We start from the raw sequence: 24646 nt of genomic DNA, 5'->3' as shown, positions 1-24646 counted from the left end.
GCGCCTCCGTGACCGCGCCGTGCTCGTACGCCGTCCATGAGAGCTGAATCACTGGACGGGCGGCTTTCAGTCAGGTAAGCCTCAGATAAGTTAGGGCAGCCTCACTGAGCCGCTGTGGGGCCGCTGTGCTTTTCCTGTGATCCGTTTCCCCCGGTCCGTGACCCTCTTGGAGCCTGTATGCGAGCCGTCCGACTCTCCGTCGTCACCGCTGCCGCGACCGCGGCGGCGCTGGCCGCTGTCACGGGCTGCACCGAGAAGAGCGATGCGTCGAGCGACGACCACGTCGTCGAGGTGACGGCCACGGACAGCAAGTGCGAGGTGTCGAAGAAGGAGTTCCCGGCCGGGCACGTCCAGCTCGACGTGACCAACAAGGGCTCCAAGGTCACCGAGGTGTATCTGCTGTTCCCCGACGACCGGATCGTCACCGAGCGCGAGAACATCGGCCCCGGCACCCGGCAGAAGGTCACCGCCGAGGTGAAGGCGGGCGACTACCGCATCGCCTGCAAGCCCGGCATGAAGGGCAGGGGCATCCGGCAGGACGTCACCGTCACAGGCGGCGGCAAGGCGACCAAGCGCGACCCGCGCCTGGACGCTGCCGTCGCCTCCTACCGGCAGTACGCGCAGGAGCAGGCCGACGAGACCCTGCCCAAGGCCAAGGTGTTCGCGGACGCCGTCAAGGCCGGCGACATCGAGGCCGCGAAGAAGGCGTACGCCACCTCGCGGATCGGCTGGGAGCGCACCGAGCCGGTCGCCGAGTCGTTCGGGGACATCGACCCGAAGGTCGACGTGCGCGAGGACGGCCTGGAGGAGGGCCAGGACCCGGAGAAGGACTGGACGGGCTGGCACCGCCTGGAGCGCTCCCTGTGGAAGGACAAGAAGCTCACCGACCGGGACTCCGAGCTGGCCGGCCGGCTGATCGAGGACCTCACCGACTGGCAGAACCGCGTCGGCAAGGCGGAGATCACCCCGACCTCGATGGCCAACGGCGCCAAGGAACTCCTTGACGAGGTCGCCACCGGCAAGGTCACCGGCGAGGAGGAACGCTACTCGCACACCGACCTGGTCGACTTCAAGGCGAACGTCGAAGGCGCCGAGAAGTCCTACGAGCTCCTGAAGCCGGTGGCCCAGGAGAACGACGCGGCACTGGTCACCGAGCTGGACAAGCAGTTCGCCGCGCTCGACACCCTCCTGGACACCTACCGCAAGGACACGACCTCGTACGACTTCACCTCCTACGACAAGGTCTCCGAGGCGGACCAGAAGGAACTCTCGGACGCGGTGAACGCGCTCGCGGAGCCGCTGTCCAAGCTCGCCGCCGCCGTCGTCGCGAAGAAGTAGGAGGACCGGCCATGACCGACACGCCTGTCCACTCCGGGCAGCCCGCGTCCCCGGCACCCACCGCCGCGACCGCCCCGTCCCGGCGCGCGCTGATCGGCTGGGGCGGCGCCGGGCTCGCGCTGGGGGCCGCCGCGGCCGGCGGCGCGGTGGCCGTGGCCCGCTCGGTCGACGACACCGAACCGGCCGCCTCCGGGGCGGGCGGCGCGATCGCCTTCCACGGCATCCACCAGGCAGGCATCGCCACCCCGGTGCAGGACCGGCTGCACTTCGCCGCCTTCGACGTGAAGACGACCGACCGGGCCGCGTTCGTCCAGCTGCTGAAGGACTGGACCGAGGCGGCCCGGCGGATGACCGCCGGGCGGGCGGTCGGCGAGGGCGCGTACGGCGGTCTCGCCGAGGCGCCACCGGACGACACCGGGGAGGCGCTGGGCCTCACCCCGTCACGGCTGACCCTCACCATCGGCTTCGGCCCCTCCCTCTTCGAGAAGTTCGACCTCGCCGGCCTGCGGCCCGAAGCCCTCGTCGACCTGCCGAAGTTCGCCGGCGACAACCTCGACAGGAACCGCAGCGGCGGCGACCTGTGCATCCAGGCCTGCGCGGACGACCCGCAGATCGCCGTGCACGCGATCCGCAACCTGGCCAGGATCGGCTTCGGCAAGGTCGTCATCCGCTGGTCGCAGCTCGGCTTCGGCAAGACCTCCTCGACGACCCCGGACGCCCAGACCCCCCGTAACCTCATGGGGTTCAAGGACGGCACCCGCAACATCGCCGGCACCGAGACCGACCGCCTGAAGAAGTTCGTGTGGGTGGAAGACGCCAAGGACGCGGACGCGGCCTGGATGGCCGGGGGTTCCTACCTCGTCGCCCGGCGCATCCGCATGAACATCGAGACCTGGGACCGCACCTCCCTCCAGGAGCAGGAGGACATCTTCGGCCGCGACAAGGGCGAAGGGGCCCCCGTCGGCAAGGCGAAGGAACGCGACGAGCCCTTCCTCAAAGCCATGCTGCCCGACGCGCATGTGCGGCTCGCGCACCCCGACACCAACGCCGGGGCCACGCTCCTGCGCCGCGGCTACTCCTTCACCGACGGCACGGACGGGCTGGGCCGCCTGGACGCGGGCCTGTTCTTCCTCGCCTACCAGCGCGATGTGCGCAAGGGCTTCATCCCGGTGCAGCGCAGCCTGGCTGCCGACGCGCTCAACGAGTACATCCAGCACGTGGGTTCGGCGGTGTTCGCGATCCCGCCGGGCGTCCGCGACAAGGACGACTGGTGGGGCCGCACCCTGTTCGCCGGGACCCCCGGCGGTACGAACGATCCCAAGGAGGCGTAGGCCGTGTTCGGCAACTATCTGATCGGCCTGCGCGAAGGACTTGAGGCCAGCCTCGTCGTCTGCATCCTCATCGCCTACCTGGTCAAGACCGACCGCCGGGACGCCCTGAAGCCCATCTGGACCGGCATCGCGGTCGCCGTCGTCCTCGCCCTCGGCTTCGGGTTCGCGCTCGAATTCGGCTCCCAGGAGCTGACGTTCGAGGCGCAGGAGGCACTCGGCGGCTCCCTGTCGATCATCGCGGTCGGCCTGGTGACGTGGATGGTCTTCTGGATGCGCCGCACCGCCCGCCACCTGAAGAGCGAGCTGCACGGCCGCCTCGACACGGCCCTGCAGATGGGCACGGCCGCGCTGGTCGCCACCGCGTTCCTGGCCGTCGGCCGCGAAGGCCTGGAGACGGCCCTGTTCGTGTGGGCGTCCGTGCGCGCCTCCAACGACGGCACCCAGGGCCCGCTGATCGGCGTGCTGCTGGGCATCCTCACCGCGGTCGTGCTCGGCTACCTCTTCTACCGGGGCACGGTCCGCATCAACCTCGCCAAGTTCTTCACCTGGACCGGCGGCATGCTGGTCGTCGTGGCCGCGGGCGTCCTCGCGTACGGCGTGCACGACCTCCAGGAGGCCGACTTCCTGCCGGGCCTGACGAACAAGGCCTTCGACATCAGCGAGACCATCCCCCCGGACAGCTGGTACGGCACCCTCCTGAAGGGCGTGTTCAACTTCCAGCCCGACCCGACCGTCGTCCAGGTCGTCGTATGGGTCCTCTATCTGGTGCCGACGCTGGCGTTCTTCCTGGCGCCCTCGCGGTCCGGCAGAAGCGGGGCCGAATCGCCCGCACCGGTGCGCGAAGAGGCGTGAGACCGGCGCGCGGAGGGCGCGGTACGTCATCCCGCCGCCCGGGCGCTTCCCGGCCCCGGTAGGGTTCGCCTCCGGGAAACCGGGATCGGGAATCGGGATCGCGAACCGCGATCCCGAACCGGGATTCGGGACGGGGAAGGTGAAGGGACTCGATGAGCAGGGATCGCAGCCCTCGTAGGTCTCCTGGGCCGCGCAGGCCTCGCGGACTCGGCCGTGGCGCGCTGACGGCGGCCTCCGTGACCGTGCTGTCGGTGACGGCGAGCGGGTGCGTGGTCGTGCACGGGGAGCGGGAGATCCTTCCCGGGGCCACGAAGAGCGAGGCCGCACGTGCGCTGCGGGACTTCACCACCGCCTACAACAAGGCGAACGGCGCCAACGACCCGTCCCTGGACGCGGACCGGGTCACCGGCGCCCTCGGGGACATCGACGGGGCGAAGCTGAAGGCCGGCGGCAAGAACCAGCCGGGCGGCAACGCCAACTATGTGCCGCTCAAGCTGACCGACACCGAGTTCACGATCCCGGAGAAGGCCGGCTGGCCGCGCTGGTTCGTCACCGACTCGAAGGCCAACAAGGGCCGCGCCGAGGACCGTTGGCTGATGGTGTTCACCCGCGGCGACGCGAACGAGGTGTGGCAGGTCGCGTATCTGACGATCTCCCCCGCCGAGGCGATACCGACGTTCAAGAAGAACGAGGACGGCTGGGCCGAGCCGGTCACGGCGAACGCGGCGGATCTGGCGGTCGCCCCCGGGAAGCTCCCCCAGCAGTACGCGTCGTACCTCAAGGACGGCGGCAGCGCCTTCGCGGACGGTGCCCACACCACGAAGTGGCGCGCCGACCGGGCGAAGAGCGCGGAGCGTCCGGGGCTCGCCCAGCAGTACATCGACGAGCCGCTGACGTCCGGCGACTACGCCCCGGTCGGCCTGCGCACGACGGACGGCGGCGCCCTCGTCTTCTTCACCACCCGCCACTACCAGAAGCAGACGGCGGCCCCGGGCGTCCCGATCAACGTCACCAACGCCGATGTGAAGGCCCTGATGACCGGCGACCCCAAACAGTCCCTGACCCTGGAATCCATCTCCAACCAGGCGGTCCTGGACCCCCCGAAGTCGGCATCGGACCAGAAGGTGAAATTCCTGAGCCGAATCCAGGGCTTGACGGCGGCAAAGGGCGAATAGCTCTTACTGGGTCCGCCCAGTCAGGGGCGCGGGGAACGGCGCAATCTTTTGTCTTTCGGGGGCGCAGCCCCCAAGGGGCGCGGGGAACGGCGCAGTCTTTTGTCTTTTAGGGGCGCGGGGAACTGCGCGACCAGCCCCCACTCACCCGCAGACAAAAACCGGCCCCCACCGAAGTCACCCCCGCAAAGGCCACGCCGCAACCTGCTCCCGCTCAACCCCCGCATACCGAGCACATTCATCCGTCAACACTTCCAGCAAGGACAGCGGATCCGGCAACGGATACTCGGGCCCCCGCACCCACTGCACCACCAGCTCCCCCGGCAACCGAGCCGGAGGCACCAGCACGTACGACCCCCGGCAGTGCCACCGAAGCCCCGGATGCTCGTCCATCGTCTCGGGATGGCAGTCCAGCTCGCACGGCCACCACTCGTCCTCGTCCTCGGGCGTACCGCGCGTCGCGGTGAAGAAGAGCATCCGGTCGTCCCCGGACAGCGCGACCGGCCCGACCTCGATCCCGGAGCCGAGCAGCCGCTCCAGCGCCTCCTGCCCGGCCTCCACGGGCACGTCCAGCACGTCGTGCACCATGCCGGTCGCGGTGATGAAGTTGGCGAGCGGCTGATGCCGGGCCCACCGCTCGATCTGCGCCCGGTCGGTCGTCGACTGCGTCTGCCAGGCGAAGGAAACGGGGTGGCGCGCGGGGGTCGGACACCCGACGCGGTCACAGGAACATCGGTACGCGGAGGGATGGGCGGCGGGCGCGAGCGGCAGCCCGGCTCCGGCGGCGGCCAGCAGCAGTTCCTCACGGCTCGCGGAGTCGTCCGCGGCGTCCGTCCGTGGGCGCCGACCGCGCAACCACTGGGAGATCCTGCCCTGCCCGCCGGAGCGGCGGCCCATCTCTGCGCTCATATATTGCCCTCGCCTGGCTGTTGTGCGGACAGCATGCCTCATGCTCCCACCATCCTGCGCTCCGGGGGGCCGGAGCCCACATCCGGGGTAGGTGGGGTGATGCCCGCCCGGGGCAGTGATCGAGTGTCATTGCGTACTTTGACACGATATGCCCGCCTACGGTGTCGGCATGGTCACACGGACTGCGCTGACGGGTATCGCCGGTCTCACGTCACTGGCTCTCGTGGGACAGAGCGGGGCGATCACCCCGCTGGAATGGGGCCCCGGCCCCCTGACGGTGTCGGCGCTGCCCCGCGTCGTCTACACGGCGCACCGCGGCGGCGCCCGCGAAGTGCCGGAGAACAGCATGACGGGCCTCATGACGGCGTACGAGCGCGGGACGGCCCAGGTGCTCGACCTGGACACCCGGATACTGCGCGACGGGACGATGGTGGTCATGCACGACGCCACCCTGAACCGCACGACCTACATGGGCGGCCCGGTGCACGCGCTCGACCGGCGGGACTGGCAGGGGGTACGGCTGCGCCCCAAGGACACCCTCCCCGGGAGCTGGCGCTCGGAACGGCCGCCGACGCTCGCCGAGGTGCTGGACCGGTTCGGCGGGCGGGTGGTGCTGATGCTGGAGGCGAAGGACCCGCGGAGTCTGCGGGCCATCGCGGCCATGCTCAGGGAACGCGGTCTGACCCGTTCGGTGCTGGTCAACTCCAACCATCCCGCCGTGGCCCTGCGCTCCCACCGTCTGGGCCTGCTCTCGCAGCTGTGGCGTTCGGCGCACCAGATGCGTACCGACCGGCCCGCGCGGTGGCGGCCGTTCGTGGACGTCCTGGACGTCGACCACAAGGCCCGCGACCGCGATCTCGTACGGGCCGTGCGGTCCGGCATCCCCCGGGTGTGGGCGCACACGGTGGTGACCCCGGCGCAGCGCGACCGCGCCCTCGCGCTCGGCTGCGACGGGATCATCACGGACGCCCCGGGACGGCTGGCCCGGGTACGGGTCCGGCCCTGGGGCCGGCGTCAGGGTCAGCACGGTCAGGGTCAGGGTCAGCGAGGGGCGATGCCGTAGAGGGCGTACTCGACCAGCTTGTCCGCGACGGCGTGGTCGAGCGGTCCGGTGCCCTGGAGCCAGCGCTGGGCAAGGGGCGAGACGACCAGGTCGCGCGCGATGTACGGGTCCACGTCCGCGCGCACCTGGCCCGCGTCCTGGGCCGCCCGCAGGCGTCGTACGTACAGTTCCAGCGAGGGCAGGAGCAGGGTGGCGACGAACTCCTTCGCGAAGGCGGGGTTGCCCACGCCCTCCGCGGCGAGCGCGCGGGCCGGGGCCTCGTAGCGCGGGTCGTTCAGCTCGTCGACGGTGGCGCGCAGGACGGTCTTGAGGTCGGCCTCCAGGTCCCCGGTGTCGGGGATGCCGTCCGTTTCCGCCCAGTCCCCGCCCCCGGCCGCCTCCGCCGCCTGGGCGCCCAGGTCGACGAAGGCCTCCATGAGGACCTCGGCCTTCGACGACCACCACCGGTAGATGGTCTGCTTGCCGACGCCCGCGCGGGCTGCGATGGCCTCGATGGTGGTTTTGGGGTAGCCGACCTCTGCGACGAGGGTGAGGGCGGCGGCGTAGATCGCGCGGCGGGATTTCTCGCTGCGCCGGTTGGAGTCGGGAGCCATGCACCCGAACCTACCAGCACGACAAGACGCCCCGTCTCGCCACGGGTTTTCCTCGCCCCCGCCGCCCCTACCCGTTCCCGTCCACACATGGGGGCTGCGCCCCCTCTCCCCCCTTTGTCCTCAAACGCCGGACGGGCTGAAAGATGTCTTTCAGCCCGTCCGGCGTTTGAGGACCGGGGGTTCGGGGGCTGGCCCCCGAGTCAGTGACGGGACGGGTAGGGGCGGCGGGGGCGAGGAAAAACGCCCCTACCGGGGCTCAGCCGGGGGCCACCCGTCCCCCCACGCCGCGTCCCGCGCCTCCTTGTAGAGGAACCCGTGCCGCTTCGTCACGGTGGACCGCCCCAGCCCACCCCCCACCTCGCACAGATCCAGCAACACCTGCCCCTTACGGATCTGCGGCCGCCGCACCACCCGCCCGGCGACCGGAGCCACCGGGAACCGCGTCGCGGCGACATAGCTGAACTTCTCGTCCTCGTACGCCAGCGAACCCCCCTTGACCTGCCGGTGCAGCGAGGACCGGCTCACCCGGGCGGAGAAGTGGCACCAGTCCTCCCCCGGCACGATCGGACAGGCACCGCTGTGCGGACAGGGCGCCGCGACGGAGAACCCGGCGCCGATCAGCCGGTCCCGCGCCGCGATGACGCGCGCGTACCCGTCCGGCGTCCCCGGCTCGATGATCACGACGGCGCGCGCGGCGGCCACCGCGGCGTCGACGACGGCGCCGCGGCCCGCCTCGGTCAGTTCGCCGAGGACGTACGACACGGTGACGAGGTCGGCGTCCGGCAGGGCGAGTTCCGCGCCGATCCGCGAGCGACGCCACTCGGCGGACCGCAACTGCGGGCTGGCGGAGGCGAGTTCACGGCCGAGGACGAGCGCGGGCTCGGCCCAGTCGAGCACGGTCACCGGCCGCTCTCCGGGCCAGGTGGCGTGCACGGCCCAGGTCGCCGCGCCCGTGCCGCCGCCGACGTCGACATGGCTGCCCGGCGTCCACTCGGGCGCCACGTCCGCGAAGGCGGCGAGCGCGGATCGTACGGCTTCGAAGGTCGCGGGCATCCGGTACGCGGCGTACGCGGCGACGTCCGCGCGGTCGCGCAGGATCGGGGCGTCGGTCGGGGTGGTGCCCCGGTAGTTCGCGATCAGCCGGTCGACGGCCTGCGCGGCCACCTTGGGCGGCAGTCCGTCGAGCAGGCCCGCGAGGGCCGTGCGCAGGGTCTCAGCTGGGGAAACGGGGGCGGTCACGAGGGAAGTCTACGAGCACCGCGCGACGCACCCCGGCCACGCCCAGGCCGCTCCCCGGCCGTGACGCGCTCAGGCTCCCCGCACCGCCCTGGCCAGCCGGGTGGCCGCCGCCGCGCGCGGTCCGTGGTCCGCGGGCCGGCGGCGCGGATGGACCGTGTTCGCCAGGAGCACCAGGAACGTGTCCGTCGAGGGGTCCATCACCAGCGACGTACCCGTGAAGCCCGTGTGGCCCGCGGCTCCGTGGCCGGCGAGGGCGCCCATGAACGACGGCTGGTCGAGGGCGAAGCCGAGGCCGGGCGGGGACAGGAGCAGTTCGACGTAGTCGGGGCCGAGGATGCGGGCGGTGCCGTAGGAGCCGCCCGCGAGGAGGGTGCGGCACAGGACGGCGAGGTCGGCGGCGGTCGAGAAGAGGCCGGCGTGCCCCGCGACCCCGCCGAGCGCCCACGCGTTCTCGTCGTGGACGGTGCCCCGCAGCATGCCCCGGTCGGCCTTGGCCCAGGGCCGCCGCTGGTCCTCGGTGGCGGCGGCGCCGGGGCAGGGGCCGAAGGCGGTGTCGGTCATGCCGAGGGGCCGGGTGATCCCGTCCCGGACGAGGGCGTCGAGCGGGCGCCGGGTGATCCGTTCGAGGACCTGCTGGAGCAGCAGCATGTTGAGGTCCGAGTAGCCGTACGCGACGCCGGGTGCCGTCACCGGCTTCTCCGCGCGGAGCAGGGCGAACCGTGCCCGGTCGTCCCGGCAGTCGTAGAGCGGGAGTTCGGGCCGCAGCCCGGAGGTGTGGGTGAGCAGGTGCCGCACGGTGATGCCGTACTCGGCGGCGGCGGCGAAGCCCGGCAGGTACGCCCCCACGCGCGCGTCGATGCCCAGCGTGCCGCGCTCCAGTTGCTGGACGGCCGCGACGCTGGTGAAGAGCTTCGTGAGGGAGGCCAGGTCGAAGGGCGTGCGGACGGTCATCGGCACGCGTTCGCCGCGCGGCAGTTCCACACCGGCGTCCGTGTCCTCGTCGTACGCGAGGTAACGCACCGCCCAGCCCGCCGCCTCCTCGACGGCGATCACGGGCCCGCGTCCGGCGACCAGTACGGCGCCCGCGGCCCAGGGCCGGTCCCCGGCGGTGATCGCGCGGAACTCCCGTACCAGAGTGTCGAGTTCCCCGGGGTCGAGCCCGGCACGTTCCGCCGTGCCGGGGCGCAGTCTCGGTGCGCTCAGTTCCCCGCTCCCTTCGATCCCGCCCGCTTGCCCGCCATGGCGTCCGGTTGTTTCCGCCAGGGTCGGCACAGTGCCATGAAGCAGCCGACGGCGACCAGTGAACACGCGAGCTGGACGACGGCCATCGGAACGGCCGTGTGCTCGCCGGCGACGCCCACCAGGGGGGTGGCGACCGCGCCGACGAGGAACGAGGACGTGCCGAGCAGCGCGGACGCGGAGCCCGCGGAGTGCCGGGTGCGCATGAGGGCGAGCGCGTTGGTGTTGGGCATGCACAGGCTCATCGCCGACATGAGCACGAAGAGGCCGACGGCGATCGGGACGAGGCCCACCTCGCCGAACGCCCCGACGGACATCAGGAGCAGCGCGGCCGACGCGACGGTGATGATCGCGAGGCCGACGGCGAGCACCTTGTCGAGGCTGACCCGGCCGACGAGGATCTTGCCGTTGATCTGGCCGACGATCACCAGACCGACGGAGTTGACGCCGAAGAGGATGCTGTACGTCTGCGGGGAGGCGCCGTAGATCTCCTGGACCACGAACGGCGAGGCGGAGATGTACGCGAAGAGTGCCGCGAACGCGAAGCCGCCGGTGAGCATGTAGCCGGTGAAGACGCGGTCGGCGAGCAGTCCGCGCATGGTGCGCAGCGCCTCGACGGTGCCGCCGTCATGGCGCTCGGCGGGCGGCAGCGTCTCGGGCAGCAGCCGCCAGACGACGACGGTGAGCCCGATCCCGATGACGGTCAGGATGTAGAAGACGCCCCGCCAGTCGGTGATCCGCAGCACCTGGCCGCCGATGAGCGGCGCGATGATCGGCGCGACGCCGGAGATCAGCATGAGCGTGGAGAAGAACCGCGCCATGTCCACGCCGTCGTACAGGTCGCGTACGACGGCCCGCGCGATCACGATCCCGGCGGCGCCCGCGAGGCCCTGGAGCAGCCGGAAGGCGATGAGGAGTTCGATGGTGGGGGCGATCGCGCAGACGGCGGTGGCGAGGATGTAGACGACGAGCCCGGTGATCAGCGGCCGTCTGCGGCCCCACTTGTCGCTCATCGGCCCGACGACCAGCTGTCCGAGCGCCATCCCCGCGAGGCACGCGGTGAGCGTCAGCTGCACGGTGGCGGCGGAGGCGTGCAGCGCGTCGGTGACGTCCGGGAGGGCCGGGAGGTACATGTCCATGGACAGCGGCGGTACGGCCGTGAGCCCGCCGAGGATGAGCGTGACCAGGAGCCCCACGGAACGGCGGGCGACCGGTGGCGGTACCGGTGGCGCCGAGGCGGCGATCACGCTCTCCTCGGTCACCGCCGCGCCGGGTATGCGGGTCCGAGGGACGTCCGGGTCCCTCGTCGTACGGCCGCGCTCGGGCATGCGCCCCTCCCTCTCCGTGTGATCCGCCACCTATGCTCTCAGCTCGTACGGGTGGTCTCGTACAGATGGTCGAAGCGGTCGAGGGCGCCGCGGGCGTCGACGGCACGGAGCGAGGGGTCGGGCATGACTGAGGAACGCGTGCGCTGGGGTGTGCTGGCGACCGGTGGGATCGCTGCGGCGTTCACCGCGGATCTGATCGATCTGCCCGATGCCGAGGTGGTGGCGGTGGCGTCGCGCACCGAGGAGTCGGCGAAGGGGTTCGCGGAGCGGTTCGGGATCGCGCGGGCGTACGGCGACTGGGAGTCCCTCGCGGCGGACGAGGACGTCGACGTCGTGTACGTGGCGACTCCGCACTCGGCGCACCGGGCGGCGGCCGGGCTCTGTCTGGAGGCGGGACGCAACGTGCTGTGCGAGAAGGCGTTCACGCTGAACGCGCGCGAGGCCGAGGAACTGGTCGGTCTGGCGAAGCAGCACGACAGCTTCCTGATGGAGGCCATGTGGATGTACTGCAACCCGCTGATCCGCCAGCTCAAGGCGCTGGTGGACGACGGGGCGATCGGTGAGGTCCGCACGGTGCAGGCCGACTTCGGCCTCTCGGGCCCGTTCCCTCCCACCCACCGGCTGCGCGATCCCGCGCAGGGCGGCGGCGCGCTGCTCGACCTGGGCGTCTATCCGGTGTCGTTCGCGCATCTGCTGCTCGGTGAGCCCTCCGGTGTGACGGCGAAGGCGGTGCTCTCGGAGGAACACGTCGATCTCCAGACGGGCATGCTCCTCTCGTACGACAGCGGCGCGCTCGCCACGCTGCACTGCTCCCTGGTCGGCGGCACGTCGACGGCCGCGTCGGTCACCGGCTCCGAGGGCCGTATCGACATCCCGCACGGCTTCTTCCACTCGGACCGCTTCGTCCTGCACCGCGACGGCCGCGACCCGCAGGAGTACACGGCGAACGCGGCGGACGGCACCCGCGCCAGCCTCAAGCACGAGGCGACGGAGGTCATGCGCGCCCTCCGAGCCGACGAGAAGGAGTCCCCCCTGGTCCCCCTCGACGGCACCCTGGCGGTCATGCGCACCCTGGACGCGGTAAGGGCGGAGGTAGGAGTCACCTACCCCGGCGAATCCCTCTAGGAGGGGCCGGGCCCGATCAGGGGCGCGGGGAACTGCGCAATCTTTTCGCCCTTAAGGGGCGCGGGGAACTGCGCGACCAGCCACATCCGGCCCGCAGCCGACGAACGACCGCCAGTCCCCCGCCCCACCCCAGCGGAGCTACACCGGCTTCAGCCCCTGGTCACCGACCTCCGTGACGAACGACGCGGCCGTACTGATCGCAGCCCCCGGCACAGTGACCGCCGGCACGGTCTTGAAGTCGGCCCGAGCGGATTCCCGCCCCAACCGCACGGTCGTATAACCCCGCCGCCCGTTGTAGAACTTCAGATGCGGATTCGCCGCCATGTACGTCTCCCAGTTGGCGGGCTTCTCCACCCCGTCCCGCCCACTGGTGATCGACGTGGTCACGATCTCCGTACCGAGCGTCCGGGACGAGGGGTCGTCGAAGTCGTCCTTGATGTCGAAGGCGTACCCGACATGGACGTCCCCGGTGAGCACCATCAGGTTGTCGACACCGGCGGACTTCGCCCCCGCCAGCACCCGCCCCCGCGAGGCCCGGTAGCCGTCCCACGCGTCCATGGACACCCGGGACGGCGCGGTCAGGTCGAAGTTCCGCTGGGAGAAGATGACCTGCTGCGGAACGACGTTCCACAGCGCCTGCGAGGCCTGCCACCCGTCCAGCAGCCACCGCTCCTGCGCCGCCCCGGTGATCGTGCGCGCCGGATCGTCCGACTCGGGGCCGGGAACGTCCGCCCCGTCCCCGTACGCCTGGTCGGAGCGGTACTGACGGGTGTCGAGGATGTCGAACTGCGCGAGCCGGCCCCAGTTCAGCCGCCGGTACATCTGCATGTCGGGGCCCTCGGGCCGCTGCGGGCGGCGCAGCGGCAGGTTCTCCCAGTAGGCGCGGTATCCGGCGGCGCGGCGCAGCAGGAACTCCTCCGGCGGTACGGAGTTCTCGGGGATGTCGTCCGCGTAGTTGTTCTCGACCTCGTGGTCGTCCCAGGTGACCACGAAGGGGTGGGCGGCGTGCACGGCCCGCAGATCGGGGTCGGTCTTGTAGAGGGAGTACCGCAGGCGGTAGTCCTCCAGGGTGATCGTCTCGTGGTTGAAGAGGTCGGGCAGTACGCGGTCGGTGTAGTTGCGGGCGCCGCCCACGGAGTCGACCGCGTACTCGTAGAGGTAGTCGCCGACGTGGAAGACCACGTCGACGTCGTCCTCGGCGAGATGGCCGTACGCGGTGAAGTACCCGTCGTGGTACGCCTGGCAGGAGACCGCGGCCAGCCGCAGCTCGTCGACGCGCGCGCGGGACGAGGGCGCGGTGCGGGTCCGGCCGGTCTCGCTGATCCAGCTGCCCGTCCTGAAGCGGTAGTAGAAGACCCGGTCGGAGTCGAGGTGGCCGACCTCGACGTGCACGGAGTGGTGGAACTCGGGGTGGGCGAAGGTCGCCCCGCGTCTGACGACGTGGCGGAACCGTTCGTCGCGGGCCAGCTCCCAGTGCACGGTGACGCGTTCCGGGGGCAGTCCGGAGTCCGCCTGGTACGGGGTGGGGGCGAGGCGGGTCCACAGCAGCACGGAGGCGGCCTGCGGGTCGCCCGAGGCGACACCGAGGGTGAAGGGGTTGTCGGTGATCTTCGCCGCGTCGAACTCTGCGGCGCCCGCCACCCCCGCGGTCGGCAGGTTGGTGGCGAACGCCAGGACGGCGGCCGCGCCGGTGACGGTGAAGAGCCGGCGGCGCCCGAGGTGACGGGCGGCGGCGCGGAGTTCGGGGGCGTGCTGCGACGGTTGCTGGTGGCCGGTGGATGTCATCTGGCCCTCCCCTGACGGTTGTTGTACGAGGAATTGGAGTGGTCAGAGTCAACGGCGGACTGTCACGTACACAACAGTCAGATGTCGGACGGATGAGTTCCATATGGCGGACCGTCGACCACGGCCTCCCGTACGCTGCGGGGCCATGAACGCCCATCGGACGAAGATCGCGATCGTGACAGGCGCAGGCTCGGGAATCGGCCGTGCCGTGGCCGTCGAACTGCTGCGCACCGGCTGGTCGGTGACGCTCGCCGGCCGCCGTGCGGAACGGCTGGAGGAGACGGCGGCGCTCGCGCGGGCGGCCCTCGCGGACGCGCCGCCCGGGGCCGCCGGGGAGCCGGCCGGGCAGCCGGCCGGGAAAGAGAGCACGTCGTTGTGCGTACGCACCGACGTCTCACGGCCCGAGGAGGTGGCCGCGCTCTTCGACGCCACGCGGAACCGCTTCGGCCGCTTGGACCTGCTCTTCAACAACGCCGGCACGTTCGGACCCGGCGGCGTGCCGTTCGAGGAACTGCCGTACGACGCCTGGCGGCATGTGGTCGGTACGAATCTCGACGGGGCGTTCCTGTGCGCGCAGGCGGCCTACCGGCAGATGAAGGAGCAGGATCCGCAGGGCGGGCGGATCATCAACAATGGCTCGATCTCGGCGCACACGCCCCGGCCGCGGTCGGCGGCGTACACGGCCACGAAGCACGCGCTGACCGGCCTCACGAAGTCGCTGTCGCTGGACGGGCGGCCGTACCGGATCGTCTGCGGGCAGATCGACATCGGGAACGCGGCGACGGACATGACCTCGCGGATGACGACCGGGGCGCTGCAGGCGAACGGGGAGGTGGCCGCGGAGCCGGTGATGGATGTGGAGGATGTGGCGCGGACGGTTCGCCATATGGCGGAGTTGCCGCTGGAGGCTAACGTGCAGTTCGCGACGGTTCTCGCGAGCGGCATGCCTTATGTGGGGCGGGGGTAGCGACTGCCCGTGCGGGTCCGTGGGGGCTGGGCGCGCAGTTCCCCGCGCCCCTTTGGGGCGCCCTCAGGGGCGCCCGTAGGGGGCGAAGCTGAGAAGTGGCCCTCAATCGGCTCGGAATCAGCTGTCTTACGGGATTCTGACTCCCTGGGGCGCATTCTCAGGTCTTACACATTCCCTACTCAGGGTGTCTCAAAGGTTCGTCCATAGCTTGTGGCAGCGCCCACAGCGGGCGCCAAGAACCTTAGGGACAGGGATGTTTGGCATCTATCTCAAGCGTGAGCTGAGCCGGCGCAAGAAGTCGGCTCTGGTCATCGCCATGGGTCTGGCGCTCGGAATCGCGCTGGTCATCACCGTCAACTCGGTGTCGGCCGGCATGTCACAGGCACAGGACAAGGTCCTTCAGTCGCTGTACGGACTCGGCACCGACATGACGGTGACCAAGGCCAGGGAGGCCCCTTCCTCCGGCGGCAAGCAGACGGGCAGGCCGAATTTCGAATTCGACGCCGGCTCGGACGAGGACGAGGAACAGAGTTCGGACCGCGTGACGACTCAGGGCGGTCAGACGCTCAAGTCCTCCCTCATCGAAAGGGTCGCCGCGCAGAAGAACGTGGCGAGCGCGGTGGGCGCGCTGACCCTGAACGTCACCAAGGTCGACGGCAGTTTCACCCAGGGCAAGGCGAAGACCGACACCTCCTCGCAGGGCTCCCAGGGCCAGGGCGGCGGCCCCGGCGGCGCGGGCGGCGGCGGTTCGACCGGCCAGCCCCAGGTGCAGGGCGGCGGCGCCTCCTTCGACGTGAACTCGTACTCGGTCTCCGGTGTCGACGTCACGAACCAGGATCTGGGCCCGCTCGCCACCACGAAGATCAGCAAGGGCACGTCGTTCACGGCCTCGCAGACGAACGCGAAGGTCGCCGTACTCAGCAAGTCCTACGCCAAGGAGAACAAGTACACGGTCGGCGAGAGCATCAAGATCTCCGGCACCAAGTACAAGGTCATCGGGATCGCGACCCCGGACAGCAGCGAGTCGACGACCGACGTCTACCTGCCGCTCAAGCAGGCCCAGACACTCGGTGACTCCAAGAACAAGATCTCCACGATCTATGTGAAGGCGTCCGACTCCCAGCGCATCGACGCGGTCAAGGCGGCCATCCAGAAGAACATCGACGGTACGACGGTCACGACCTCGGCCGATCTCGCCGACACCGTCTCCGGCTCGCTGTCGACCGCCTCCGACCTCGCGACCAGCGTGGGCAAGTGGCTCTCCATCGCGGTGCTGGTGGCCGCGTTCCTCGTCGCCGCGCTGCTCACCTCCTCGGCGGTCAGCCGCCGCGTGCGGGAGTTCGGCACGCTGAAGGCGCTCGGCTGGCCGAGCCGCAAGGTCACCCGGCAGGTCGTCGGCGAGTCGGTCGTCAACGGCCTGCTCGGCGGAGCGCTCGGTATCGCCCTCGGTCTGGCGGCGGCGTACGCGGTCACGGCCATCAGCCCCACCCTCACCGCCGAACTCGGTGCCACGGGCGGCGGCCAGGGCGGCGGCCCCGGTGGCGGCGGTCCGGGCGGCGGTGGCGGCCCCGGCGGGCAGAGCGCGTCGAGCACCCTCGACATCGCGCTGTCCGCCCCGGTCTCCGTCACCACCATCGCGCTCGCCGTGGGCCTCGCGGTCGCGGGCGGTCTGATCGCCGGCGCGATGGGCGGCTGGCGCGCCTCCCGGATGCGCCCGGCCGACGCGCTGCGCAGCGTGTCGTAACCCCCGCCCCCCAACACCACGGCACGGCACGTCACGTCACGTTCGTTACGGAGAAGACGTATGTACAAGCTCACCGGCGTCACCAAGAACTACACGAGAGGCAAGGAGACCGTGGAGGCGCTGCGCGGCGTCGACCTCACCATCGAGGACGGCGACCAGCTCGTCATCCAGGGCCCCACCGGCGGCGGCAAGTCGACCCTGCTGCAGATGATCGGCGGCCTGGACCGCCCGTCCTCCGGCAGCGTCGAACTGGACGGCGTGGACCTCGCGTCCATCAGCGAGGCCCGGCTGACCCGGGTGCGCGCCGAAAAGATCGGCATCATCTTCCAGTCGTTCAACCTCATTCCCACGCTCACCGCGCAGGAGAACGTCGAGACCGCGCTCGTACCGCTCGGGGTCAAGCCGTCGGAGCGGCGCGCGAAGGCCGCCGAGGCGCTGGGTTCGGTCGGTCTCGGTGACCGCCTCACCCATGCGCCGAGCGAGCTGTCCGGCGGTCAGCAGCAGCGCGTCGCGATCGCCCGCGCGCTGGTGAAGAACCCGAAGGTGCTGCTCGCCGACGAACCCACGGGCAACCTCGACGAGGGCACCCGCGACGACATCATGGCCCTGCTGGAAGGGCTGTGGAGGGAGCACGGGCTGACGTTCATCATGGTCACGCACGACTCGTCGATCGCCCGGCGCGCACCCCGGCTCGCGACGATCAGGAAGGGCCGGATCGCGCTGACCGAACAGCAGCCGCAGCCCGCGCTCTGACCGGTCCGCCCGCCCCCGTACGGCGTTGCGGGAGGCCGCTCACCCTCGCCGGTGGGCGGCCTCTCGCGGTCGAGGCGGTCGCGGCCGGTCGCACCGGTCACTCGAACGGCGGCGCGGGCCAGGGCCAGGACGGCGGTCCGGTGCGACGGTGAGCAGACGCATCCATGCTGTGACCTGCGAGGAGTGACGGGAACCGTGACCTGTTTCGACCGACGCGATCTGGGACTGCTGCTGCTCCGCCTCGGTACGGGCGGAGTGCTGGCGGCGCACGGGGCGCAGAAGCTCTTCGGCTGGTTCGGCGGGGGCGGCCTCTCCGGGACCGGCGAGTTCATGGAGTCCGTGGGGTACGCGCCCGGCCGGGCCAGCGCCGCCGCGGCGGGCCTGGCGGAGACGGGCGGCGGCACGCTGCTCGCGCTGGGCCTCGCCACCCCGGCGGCCGGAGCGGCCGCAGCCGGGGCGATGGCGGGAGCCGCCGCCCTGCACGCGCCCAACGGCTTCTTCGCGCAGAGCGGCGGCTACGAGCACGCGGCCTCCCTGGGCCTCACGGCGGCGGGCCTGGCCGTCGCGGGCCCCGGCCGGATCTCCCTGGACCACGCCCTGGGCCACACGGTCGACCGGAACTGGATGGTGCCGGTCGCGCTCGCGGTGACGACCGCGGCGGCCGTGGCGGTGATCGGAGCGCGGTACGCGCGGCTGCGAGGCCAGGAGGACGACGGGCAGGGCGAGTTGTTCGACGAGGAGGGCGTGGCAGTCTGACCGTCATGAGCGACGACGGTGATCTCTGGCAGTCCATCGAGCACCTCCAGGACTGGCTGGCCCGCACCCAGCCGGACCGCCCGCCCCAGGAGACCCTCCTCCTGCGGATGCTGAAGCTCTCGGAGGAGGTGGGCGAGGTCGCCGAGGCGGTCATCGGCGCCACCGGCCAGAACCCCCGCAAGGGCGTGTCGCACACGTGGGACGACGTGCGCGCGGAACTCTGCGACGTGATCATCACAGCGGCAGTAGCACTACGAACACTCTCGCCGGACGCCCAGCAGATCTTCACCACCCACTTGGCACGCGTAACAGCCCGCTCCCAGGAATCCGACACGGCCACCCCTGGGAAGCCCCTTTAGGGGCGCGGGGAACGGCGCAGTCCTTTGCCCTTAGGGGCGCGGGGAACGGCGCAATCTTTTGTCTTTTGCCTTTAGGGGCGCGGGGAACGGCGCAGTCCTTTGCCTTTAGGGGCGCGGGGAACTGCGCGACAAGCCCCCACCCACCCGCAGCCGAACTACACCCCCTCGCCGGAGGCGGACCCGCGCCGCGTAAACCGGAGCGTCGCAGTCACAGTGGTAAGCCCCCGAATCATCCCCATCTGATTCCACCCCAGATTGAACTGCTCCCGATCCACGGTGAACTCAGCGGCAAGCGTCACCACGTCGCCGCTCGACTCGGTGACCGTCGCAGTGACGGACTGCGGCCGACTGACCCCCCGAACGGTCAGCTCCCCCTCGATCCCGACACTGTCGTCCGGCCGGACCACCGCGTCACGAACGGCGAAGACGAGCGTCGGATGCCGCTCGGCATCGAAGAAGTCCGCACCCCGCAGATGCGCGTCACGCTTCGCGTTCTTCGTGTCGAGCGACCCGGCCTCCACCGTGATCGCGCCGTGCGCGCTGCCGCCAGCCTCGACCTCGCCCTCACCGGAGACTCCGCCGAAGGCGCCCTTCACCGTGACCAGCCCCCACATCGTCTTGTGCTTGATGGCGACGGCTGAGCGAACGGCGTCGAGCTGCCACAGGCCGGTTTCCACAGCGACGGTCATGGGTCTTCTCCTGGTTGATCGGTTGTCATCGGTTGTCCAAATTTGGATGACCCCACGCTAGCCGGTCATCCAAAAATGGACAACCGGTAGACTGCGACACCATGGCCGCCTCCTCCACCCCCGCCGACCAGCCCGCATCCGTCCCGCCGGACGACGAGATCGACGAGGGCGCAACGGAGAACGGCCTGCTGCCCGCCGAACTCCGTTCCTGGATGCGCCTGCTGGCGGCGGCCGGCGCGATCGAGCAGCAGCTGCGTTCGCGCGTGAAGGACGCCATGGGCGTCTCGCACGACGAGTTCCTGGTGCTGTGCCTGCTGGCCGACCAGCCGGGCTCCAGCCTGCGGATGACCCGCATCGCGGAACTGCTGGGCCGCCCGAAGACCCGGCTGACGTACCAGGTCGCCTGTCTGCAGCACGCGGGGCTGATCACCAAGAACTCCGCGTGCGGCGACCGGCGCGGTATCGAGGTGGCGCTCACGGACAAGGCCCGCCGCCTGCTGAGCGAGTCGACGGGCCCGCTGGCCGACGCCGTCTCGCAGGCCATCGCACGGACGGCCTGCGCCCAGCGGTACACACAGCTCCACGACCTCCTGCCCCCGCCGACGCCCCTGCCCCTGCCCGCCGACCCCGCGGAGAAGCCCGCCTGACCCGGCCGGTCAGCCGGTTCGCGTCCGGAACAACCGGAGCGGCACCGCGTCGGCCAGCGTCCGGTACCCCTCAGGATTGAGATGCAGCCCGTCCCCGTCGTGCAGCGCGGCCCGCAGGCGCCGCGGATCCTCCGGGTCACGGACGGCCCGGTCGAAGTCGACGACCGCGTCGAACCGTCCACTCGTACGGATCCAGGAGTTGACCTCCTGCCGGGACGCCTCACGGTGCCCGTCGGGGTCGTCGTACATCGTGTTGCCGCCGAACGGCGTCAGCGTGGCCCCGTACACGCGGATGCCCTGTGCGTGCGCCCGGACGACGATCTGCTCGTACGCGGCGATCAGTTCGGTCGTGACGCTGCGCTGGGCGGTGGGTGTGGCGGCGGCGGTTCCGAGGTCGTTGACCCCCTCGAAGACGATCAGCCAGGAGACTCCGCTGCGGGACAGGACGTCCCGGTCGAGACGGGCGAGGACGTTGGGGCCGAGGCCGTCGGCGAGGACGCGGTTGCCGCCGGCGGCCTGGTTGAGCACCGCGACCCCGCCGGTCGGAGGGTGCGCGCGGAGCCGGTCCAGCAGACGGTCGGTCCAGCGGTCGTTGCCGTTGGTGGTGGAGCCGCGCCCGTCGGTCAGCGAGTCGCCGAGGACGGCGACCGCCGCCGTACCGGGGCCGGAAAGCACCTCAACGTCACTGAGGAGGTACCAGTGGTCGACGGCGGTCGCCCCCGGGAGGTCGAGATCCCGGGTGCGGTCGGCGTGACCTGCTTTCTGGAGGTACGAGGTGGTCCGCGACCCGGGGTGCGAGGTGAGCGCGGTCGACGGCTGCCCCTCGGCGAGGTAGGCGGTCACGGTCAGCACGGAGCCCGGTTCCAGCGCGAAGTCCAGCGGGTCGGAGACGACTTGGGCCCCGACGGGCACGGTCGCCGACGCGCGTCCGGCGAAGGTCACGCGCCGCGGCGAGCCGGGTTCGACGGCGCTGACCCCGGCCCGCCCGCCGAGCGGAAGGGCCACGCTCACGGCGGTGAGGGGCAGCGCGGTGCCACCGAACGCGTTGGAGAACCGCAGCCGGAGGCGCCCGCCGCCGGTCGAGACCCGCACGGTCTGCCGCAGGGTCGTGTCGACCAGGACGGCCCGCTCCTCGGTGAACGGCGGGGGCGGCATGTTGCCCGGCTCGGTGAGCTGCGGCATCGCGGTCCAGGTGTTGACCCAGTGCCGGGCCCCCGCCCCGGCGACGCCACGGTCCGCACTCCGCGCCCCCTCGACCAGGGCCACCACGGCGGACGCGCTCACGGCGAGGGCCAGCACGAGGACGAAGACGGTGACGAGACGGACGAAGGAGTGCGCTCTCGACGGCGGCACGAGCCGAACCGGTCCCATATCCCCTCAACTACCGCTGCACACAGTGCCGTTGAGAGTGAAGGCGGCCGGCGCCGAACTGTTCCCCGTATGACTCGCCTGATAGCCGATGCTGACGCTCGCGTTCGCCGCGATCGTGCCGTTGTACGAGGCGTTCGTGGCCGTCACCGCGCCGCTCGCCGGGGCGTACGTGGCGCCCCACCCATTGGTGATGGCCTGCCCGGACGGCAGGGTGAAGCCCAACTGCCAGCCCTCGATACGGGAGGTGCCGGTGTTGGTGATCGTCACGGAGCCGGTCAGCCCCGTGTTCCAGGCGCTGGTCGTGGCGGTCACCTTGCAGGCGCCCGGCTGGGGCTGGGGCCCGGGGCCCGAGCTGTCCAGGCCGAAGAAGGTGAGGACACGGGCCGCCATGCCCCAGGCGTACAGGTTGTGGCCGACGCCCTGGAGGCTGACGGCCTCGACGGGGGCCTGGTCACCGGTGGCTCCGTAGCGGGTACGGGTCCAGCCGGACTGGGGCGAGTCGGTGGCCGCCGGGGTCTGGCTGACGCCCTGCACGTTCGTCCACTGCTCGATCTCCTCCCCGAAGTTGGGGTAGCGCAGCACGTCGTCCTCGGTGCCGTGCCACACCTGCATACGCGGCCTCGGGCCGGTGTAGCCGGGGTAGGCGTTACGGACCAGGTCGCCCCACTCCTGCGGGGTGTGGAGCACGGTGCCGCCGGAGCAGGCGCTGTTCCACTCGGAGCCGTCCGTGGTGGCGAAGCAGCCGAACGGTACGCCCGAGAACGCGGCGCCCGCGGCGAACACGTCCGGGTAGTCGCCGAGCAGGACGTTCGTCATCATCGCGCCGGAGGAGATGCCGGTGGCGAAGACGCGGTCGGTGTCGGCGGAGTAGGTGCGCGTCACCCAGTCGACCATCGACTTGATGCCGACCGGGTCGCTGCCCCCGCCGCGGGTCAGCGCCTGGGGCGAGGAGACGTCGAAGCACTTGCTGGCGCGGGTGACGGACGGGTACACGACGATGAACCCGTACTGGTCGGCCAGCGAGGCGTACTCGGTGCCGGAGTACATCGCCGGGCCGGAGCCCGTGCAGTAGTGGACGGCCACCACCACGGCGGGGTTCGCGGTGACGCTGTCCGGTACGTAGAGGTACATCTGCAGGTTGCTGGGGTTGCTGCCGAAGCCGGTGACCTCGGTGAGGGCGGCGGTGGGTGCGGCGGCGGCCCTCGTCGTGACGGACGTCGTCGTGACGGACGCCTTCTCGACGGGTGACTTCTCCACCGGCTCGCGGGCGGCGGCGCCGGGTGCGCCGAGGAGCGTCGTCGCGAGCAGGGACACCAGTGCCGCGAAAAGCACTGCGGGCCCCGAACGCGGGCGTCCGCGCGCGGTGTCGCCGTGCAGGGCGCTGGTGCGTACGGCGCTGGTGCGTACGGCGCTGCTGTGCACGGTGGTGCGTCCAGTGGCGGACATGTCCGTCCCTTCCGGATCACGGCTGGGGGAATGCGGGAGGCGGGCGGGAAACGCGGGCATGGCGCGGTGGAGCGGTGCCACGCGACGGGGCCAGCCGCATGGCATGCGCATGACTGCGCTGTCGCCTGCCATGGAAGCGCTCCCACGGGGACGGGGTGGAGACCGAAACCGGCCAGCGGGGACGAATGATTTCGACGGGGCGCTCGGCCGTATCCATTGCACGAGCCGTACGTCGCGCATTAGGTTGACGCATTAAGTTACTCACAAGTAGCTACCGCGAGGAGTCACCATGCCGACGCTCGACCGCCAGGACAACGTCTTCGTTCTCGACCTCGGAGACGGCGAGAACCGTTTCCATCCCGACTGGCTCGCCTCCGTCAACTCCGCACTGGACGAGGTCGAGAAGGCGGAGGGGCCGCGCGCCCTGGTGACCGCCGCCACCGGCAAGTTCTACTCCAACGGCCTCGACCTGGACTGGCTGTTCGCGCACGCCGATCAGCAGGACGACTATGTCGTCGGCGTCCAGGAGCTGTTCGCGCGGACGCTGTCCCTGCCCGTGATCACCGTGGCCGCCCTGCAGGGGCACACCTTCGCGGCCGGCGCGATGTTCTCCCTGGCCCACGACTTCCGCGTGATGCGGGCCGACCGCGGCTACTGGTGTCTGCCCGAGGCCGAGATCAACATCCCCTTCACCCCGGGCATGTCCGCGCTGATCCAGTCCCGGCTACACCCGCGTACCGCGCACGAGGCCATGCTCACCGCCCGCCGCTACGGAGGCGGCGACGCCCTCGACGCCGGGCTCGTCGACCACGCGGTGGCCGAGGACTCCGTACGCGCGAAGGCGGTGGAACTGGCCGCGGCGCAGGCGGGCAGGGCCGGACCGACCCTCGGCACCATCAAGTCCCGTATGTACGCGCCCGTCCTGGACGTCCTGCGCACCAGGGACAACCCTCTCGGCTGACCCGACTTGAACCCGTCCTAGGCGTCGCCCGGCAGGCGGGAATGTGACGACAGGGCCTAGACAGCGGACCAGCCGTTGTCCACCGGGAGGACGACCCCGTTGATGTTGCTCGCGGCGCCGGAGGCCAGGAAGACGATGGCGGCGGCCTGTTCGTCCGCGGTCGCCGTACGGCCCATGGCGCCCAGGTGGCCCATGAGCACGGACGGCCCGTGCGCCTCCGCGTCCACGTCGACCTGGATGCCCGTCACCGTGCCGCCCGGGGCGATCGCGTTCGTCCGCACCCCCTTGGCGCGGTACATGACGGCGAGGGACTTGGTGAGGCCGACCACGCCGTGCTTGGAGACCGTGTACGCGGTACCGGCGGCGCTGCCCCGCAGTGACGCCTCGGAGGCGGTGAACACGATGGCCGCGTCGCCGCTCGCGAGCAGGTGGGGCAGCGCGGCCCGGCTGAGCAGGAAGGGCGCGGTCAGATTGATCCGCAGGACGCGCTCCCACTCCTCGTCGGCGGTGTCGGCGGCGGCCGACATCCTGTCCATGACGCCCGCGTTGTTGACCAGCACGTCGATGCCCCCGAAGGCGTCCACGGCGGTGGCGACGACCTGGTCGACGACCTGCTGATCCCCGAGGTCCCCGATCACGGCGACGGCGGCGCCCCCGGCCCCGGAGATCTCCTCGGCGACCGCTTTCGTACGGTCGGCGTCGAGGTCGGCGAGGACGACGCGGGCGCCCTCGGCCGCGAATCTCAGAGCGGCGGCGCGGCCGATCCCGGAACCGGCCCCGGTCACGACGACGGACTTGCCCGACAGTCCAGTGGTGCTGGTGATGCTCGTGGTGACGGTGCTGGTGCTGGTGGCGCTGGTGGTGGAGCTCATCGCCGGTCCTCCCCGGAGGTCGGCACAGGCGCGTGGCCCGTGCTCAGCCGATCCCCCACTATCCAGCACGTGTCGGTTATCCGACACGTGCTGGAAAGGATAGGCTC

At 71.1% G+C, this 24646-nt stretch carries 23 protein-coding genes; 13 read left to right on the top strand and 10 right to left on the bottom strand.

The genetic code is table 11. The annotated features are described in order from the left end of the window. The first annotated feature begins 177 nt into the window (after positions 1-177). The 4 genes from efeO to J8N05_RS14970 all read left to right on the top strand — a co-directional run bounded on the left by efeO (position 178) and on the right by J8N05_RS14970 (position 4696). The gene (efeO, locus tag J8N05_RS14985) at positions 178-1338 is read left to right on the top strand and encodes an iron uptake system protein EfeO (protein ID WP_210883196.1); all 1161 of its coding nucleotides are present in this window, start codon (positions 178-180) and stop codon (positions 1336-1338) included. 11 nt (positions 1339-1349) lie between these two features. Further along, on the top strand, positions 1350-2669 hold the full coding sequence (efeB, locus tag J8N05_RS14980; RefSeq protein ID WP_210883195.1) for an iron uptake transporter deferrochelatase/peroxidase subunit: 1320 nt from the start codon (positions 1350-1352) through the stop codon (positions 2667-2669). Between the two features lie 3 nt (positions 2670-2672). Further along, positions 2673-3521 carry an iron uptake transporter permease EfeU gene (efeU, locus tag J8N05_RS14975; RefSeq protein WP_210883194.1) on the top strand — a complete coding sequence of 283 codons (849 nt, stop codon included), beginning with the start codon at positions 2673-2675 and terminating at the stop codon, positions 3519-3521. 152 nt (positions 3522-3673) lie between these two features. Continuing rightward, on the top strand, positions 3674-4696 hold the full coding sequence (locus J8N05_RS14970) for a hypothetical protein (protein WP_210883192.1): 1023 nt from the start codon (positions 3674-3676) through the stop codon (positions 4694-4696). A gap of 174 nt (positions 4697-4870) precedes the next feature. Here the strand turns inward: J8N05_RS14970 and J8N05_RS14965 are convergent, their stop codons facing one another. Next, positions 4871-5602, bottom strand: a complete 732-nt coding sequence (locus tag J8N05_RS14965; protein ID WP_210883191.1) for a bifunctional DNA primase/polymerase — start codon at positions 5600-5602, stop codon at positions 4871-4873. A gap of 169 nt (positions 5603-5771) precedes the next feature. Here J8N05_RS14965 and J8N05_RS14960 point away from each other — a divergent pair, with 169 nt between their 5' ends. Continuing rightward, a complete protein-coding gene (locus tag J8N05_RS14960; RefSeq protein WP_210883190.1) occupies positions 5772-6665 on the top strand; it encodes a glycerophosphodiester phosphodiesterase in 894 nt (297 codons plus the stop codon). Here the strand turns inward: J8N05_RS14960 and J8N05_RS14955 are convergent. From J8N05_RS14955 to J8N05_RS14940, 4 genes are all read right to left on the bottom strand, one after another. Beyond that, positions 6644-7258 carry a TetR/AcrR family transcriptional regulator gene (locus J8N05_RS14955; protein ID WP_210883189.1) on the bottom strand — a complete coding sequence of 205 codons (615 nt, stop codon included), beginning with the start codon at positions 7256-7258 and terminating at the stop codon, positions 6644-6646. The two genes, J8N05_RS14960 and J8N05_RS14955, sit on opposite strands and share 22 nt — an antisense overlap. Positions 7259-7504: 246 nt before the next feature. Next, positions 7505-8497 (bottom strand): small ribosomal subunit Rsm22 family protein, encoded by a 993-nt coding sequence (locus J8N05_RS14950; RefSeq protein ID WP_210883188.1) that lies wholly within the window; start codon positions 8495-8497, stop codon positions 7505-7507. A 69-nt stretch (positions 8498-8566) separates the two neighbouring features. Beyond that, positions 8567-9769 carry a serine hydrolase domain-containing protein gene (locus J8N05_RS14945; RefSeq protein ID WP_247706284.1) on the bottom strand — a complete coding sequence of 401 codons (1203 nt, stop codon included), beginning with the start codon at positions 9767-9769 and terminating at the stop codon, positions 8567-8569. Then, a complete protein-coding gene (locus J8N05_RS14940) occupies positions 9697-11064 on the bottom strand; it encodes a Bcr/CflA family multidrug efflux MFS transporter (RefSeq protein ID WP_210883187.1) in 1368 nt (455 codons plus the stop codon). Before J8N05_RS14940 ends, J8N05_RS14945 begins: the two co-directional genes overlap by 73 nt. A gap of 123 nt (positions 11065-11187) precedes the next feature. On the opposite strand from J8N05_RS14940, the gene J8N05_RS14935 reads away from it, so the two are divergent. Beyond that, the gene (locus J8N05_RS14935) at positions 11188-12189 is read left to right on the top strand and encodes a Gfo/Idh/MocA family protein (protein ID WP_210883186.1); all 1002 of its coding nucleotides are present in this window, start codon (positions 11188-11190) and stop codon (positions 12187-12189) included. A gap of 138 nt (positions 12190-12327) precedes the next feature. Here the strand turns inward: J8N05_RS14935 and J8N05_RS14930 are convergent, their stop codons facing one another. Continuing rightward, positions 12328-13974 (bottom strand): alkaline phosphatase D family protein, encoded by a 1647-nt coding sequence (locus J8N05_RS14930; protein WP_210883184.1) that lies wholly within the window; start codon positions 13972-13974, stop codon positions 12328-12330. A gap of 145 nt (positions 13975-14119) precedes the next feature. On the opposite strand from J8N05_RS14930, the gene J8N05_RS14925 reads away from it, so the two are divergent. The 5 genes from J8N05_RS14925 (at position 14120) to J8N05_RS14905 (ending at position 18553) form a co-directional block, all read left to right on the top strand. Then, on the top strand, positions 14120-14941 hold the full coding sequence (locus J8N05_RS14925; RefSeq protein WP_210883182.1) for an SDR family oxidoreductase: 822 nt from the start codon (positions 14120-14122) through the stop codon (positions 14939-14941). Between the two features lie 253 nt (positions 14942-15194). Then, entirely contained in the window at positions 15195-16685 is a 1491-nt protein-coding gene (locus J8N05_RS14920) for an ABC transporter permease (protein WP_210883180.1), read from the top strand. 60 nt (positions 16686-16745) lie between these two features. Continuing rightward, positions 16746-17438 (top strand): ABC transporter ATP-binding protein, encoded by a 693-nt coding sequence (locus J8N05_RS14915; protein WP_210883178.1) that lies wholly within the window; start codon positions 16746-16748, stop codon positions 17436-17438. A gap of 195 nt (positions 17439-17633) precedes the next feature. Beyond that, entirely contained in the window at positions 17634-18194 is a 561-nt protein-coding gene (locus tag J8N05_RS14910; protein ID WP_210883177.1) for a DoxX family protein, read from the top strand. A 5-nt stretch (positions 18195-18199) separates the two neighbouring features. Continuing rightward, positions 18200-18553 carry a MazG-like family protein gene (locus tag J8N05_RS14905; RefSeq protein WP_210883176.1) on the top strand — a complete coding sequence of 118 codons (354 nt, stop codon included), beginning with the start codon at positions 18200-18202 and terminating at the stop codon, positions 18551-18553. Positions 18554-18708: 155 nt separating this feature from the next. Here J8N05_RS14905 and J8N05_RS14900 read toward each other — a convergent pair whose 3' ends face one another. Next, positions 18709-19242 (bottom strand): YceI family protein, encoded by a 534-nt coding sequence (locus J8N05_RS14900; RefSeq protein ID WP_210883175.1) that lies wholly within the window; start codon positions 19240-19242, stop codon positions 18709-18711. 101 nt (positions 19243-19343) lie between these two features. Between J8N05_RS14900 and J8N05_RS14895 the strand changes: the two genes are divergently transcribed. Continuing rightward, positions 19344-19889, top strand: coding sequence for a MarR family winged helix-turn-helix transcriptional regulator (locus tag J8N05_RS14895; RefSeq protein ID WP_210883174.1), 546 nt, complete (start codon positions 19344-19346; stop codon positions 19887-19889). 9 nt (positions 19890-19898) lie between these two features. Here the strand turns inward: J8N05_RS14895 and J8N05_RS14890 are convergent, their stop codons facing one another. Both J8N05_RS14890 and J8N05_RS14885 read right to left on the bottom strand, forming a co-directional pair. Next, positions 19899-21260, bottom strand: coding sequence for an SGNH/GDSL hydrolase family protein (locus J8N05_RS14890; RefSeq protein WP_210883173.1), 1362 nt, complete (start codon positions 21258-21260; stop codon positions 19899-19901). Between the two features lie 6 nt (positions 21261-21266). Beyond that, on the bottom strand, positions 21267-22706 hold the full coding sequence (locus J8N05_RS14885; protein ID WP_210883171.1) for an extracellular catalytic domain type 1 short-chain-length polyhydroxyalkanoate depolymerase: 1440 nt from the start codon (positions 22704-22706) through the stop codon (positions 21267-21269). A gap of 289 nt (positions 22707-22995) precedes the next feature. Between J8N05_RS14885 and J8N05_RS14880 the strand changes: the two genes are divergently transcribed. Beyond that, complete coding sequence (locus J8N05_RS14880; RefSeq protein ID WP_210883168.1) at positions 22996-23667, top strand: enoyl-CoA hydratase-related protein; 672 nt, start codon at positions 22996-22998, stop codon at positions 23665-23667. A gap of 56 nt (positions 23668-23723) precedes the next feature. Here J8N05_RS14880 and J8N05_RS14875 read toward each other — a convergent pair whose 3' ends face one another. Further along, on the bottom strand, positions 23724-24539 hold the full coding sequence (locus tag J8N05_RS14875; RefSeq protein WP_210883166.1) for an SDR family NAD(P)-dependent oxidoreductase: 816 nt from the start codon (positions 24537-24539) through the stop codon (positions 23724-23726). Between the last annotated feature and the right edge of the window lie 107 nt (positions 24540-24646).

This window comes from Streptomyces liliiviolaceus, from assembly GCF_018070025.1.
Taxonomy (GTDB): domain Bacteria; phylum Actinomycetota; class Actinomycetes; order Streptomycetales; family Streptomycetaceae; genus Streptomyces; species Streptomyces liliiviolaceus.
The sequence above is the reverse complement of the archived record's forward strand: the minus strand, read 5'-3'. Positions and strand labels throughout refer to the sequence as shown.

Bases quoted from the DNA above. Each gene is read 5' to 3' on its own strand.
- efeO (WP_210883196.1), top strand. From the start codon at position 178: ATGCGAGCCGTCCGACTCTCCGTCGTCACCGCTGCCGCGACCGCGGCG.
- efeB (WP_210883195.1), top strand. From the start codon at position 1,350: ATGACCGACACGCCTGTCCACTCCGGGCAGCCCGCGTCCCCGGCACCC.
- J8N05_RS14970 (WP_210883192.1), top strand. From the start codon at position 3,674: ATGAGCAGGGATCGCAGCCCTCGTAGGTCTCCTGGGCCGCGCAGGCCT.
- J8N05_RS14965 (WP_210883191.1), bottom strand. From the start codon at position 5,602: ATGAGCGCAGAGATGGGCCGCCGCTCCGGCGGGCAGGGCAGGATCTCC.
- J8N05_RS14960 (WP_210883190.1), top strand. From the start codon at position 5,772: ATGGTCACACGGACTGCGCTGACGGGTATCGCCGGTCTCACGTCACTG.
- J8N05_RS14955 (WP_210883189.1), bottom strand. From the start codon at position 7,258: ATGGCTCCCGACTCCAACCGGCGCAGCGAGAAATCCCGCCGCGCGATC.
- J8N05_RS14940 (WP_210883187.1), bottom strand. From the start codon at position 11,064: ATGCCCGAGCGCGGCCGTACGACGAGGGACCCGGACGTCCCTCGGACC.
- J8N05_RS14935 (WP_210883186.1), top strand. From the start codon at position 11,188: ATGACTGAGGAACGCGTGCGCTGGGGTGTGCTGGCGACCGGTGGGATC.
- J8N05_RS14930 (WP_210883184.1), bottom strand. From the start codon at position 13,974: ATGACATCCACCGGCCACCAGCAACCGTCGCAGCACGCCCCCGAACTC.
- J8N05_RS14925 (WP_210883182.1), top strand. From the start codon at position 14,120: ATGAACGCCCATCGGACGAAGATCGCGATCGTGACAGGCGCAGGCTCG.
- J8N05_RS14920 (WP_210883180.1), top strand. From the start codon at position 15,195: ATGTTTGGCATCTATCTCAAGCGTGAGCTGAGCCGGCGCAAGAAGTCG.
- J8N05_RS14915 (WP_210883178.1), top strand. From the start codon at position 16,746: ATGTACAAGCTCACCGGCGTCACCAAGAACTACACGAGAGGCAAGGAG.
- J8N05_RS14905 (WP_210883176.1), top strand. From the start codon at position 18,200: ATGAGCGACGACGGTGATCTCTGGCAGTCCATCGAGCACCTCCAGGAC.
- J8N05_RS14900 (WP_210883175.1), bottom strand. From the start codon at position 19,242: ATGACCGTCGCTGTGGAAACCGGCCTGTGGCAGCTCGACGCCGTTCGC.
- J8N05_RS14895 (WP_210883174.1), top strand. From the start codon at position 19,344: ATGGCCGCCTCCTCCACCCCCGCCGACCAGCCCGCATCCGTCCCGCCG.
- J8N05_RS14890 (WP_210883173.1), bottom strand. From the start codon at position 21,260: ATGGGACCGGTTCGGCTCGTGCCGCCGTCGAGAGCGCACTCCTTCGTC.
- J8N05_RS14885 (WP_210883171.1), bottom strand. From the start codon at position 22,706: ATGTCCGCCACTGGACGCACCACCGTGCACAGCAGCGCCGTACGCACC.
- J8N05_RS14880 (WP_210883168.1), top strand. From the start codon at position 22,996: ATGCCGACGCTCGACCGCCAGGACAACGTCTTCGTTCTCGACCTCGGA.
- J8N05_RS14875 (WP_210883166.1), bottom strand. From the start codon at position 24,539: ATGAGCTCCACCACCAGCGCCACCAGCACCAGCACCGTCACCACGAGC.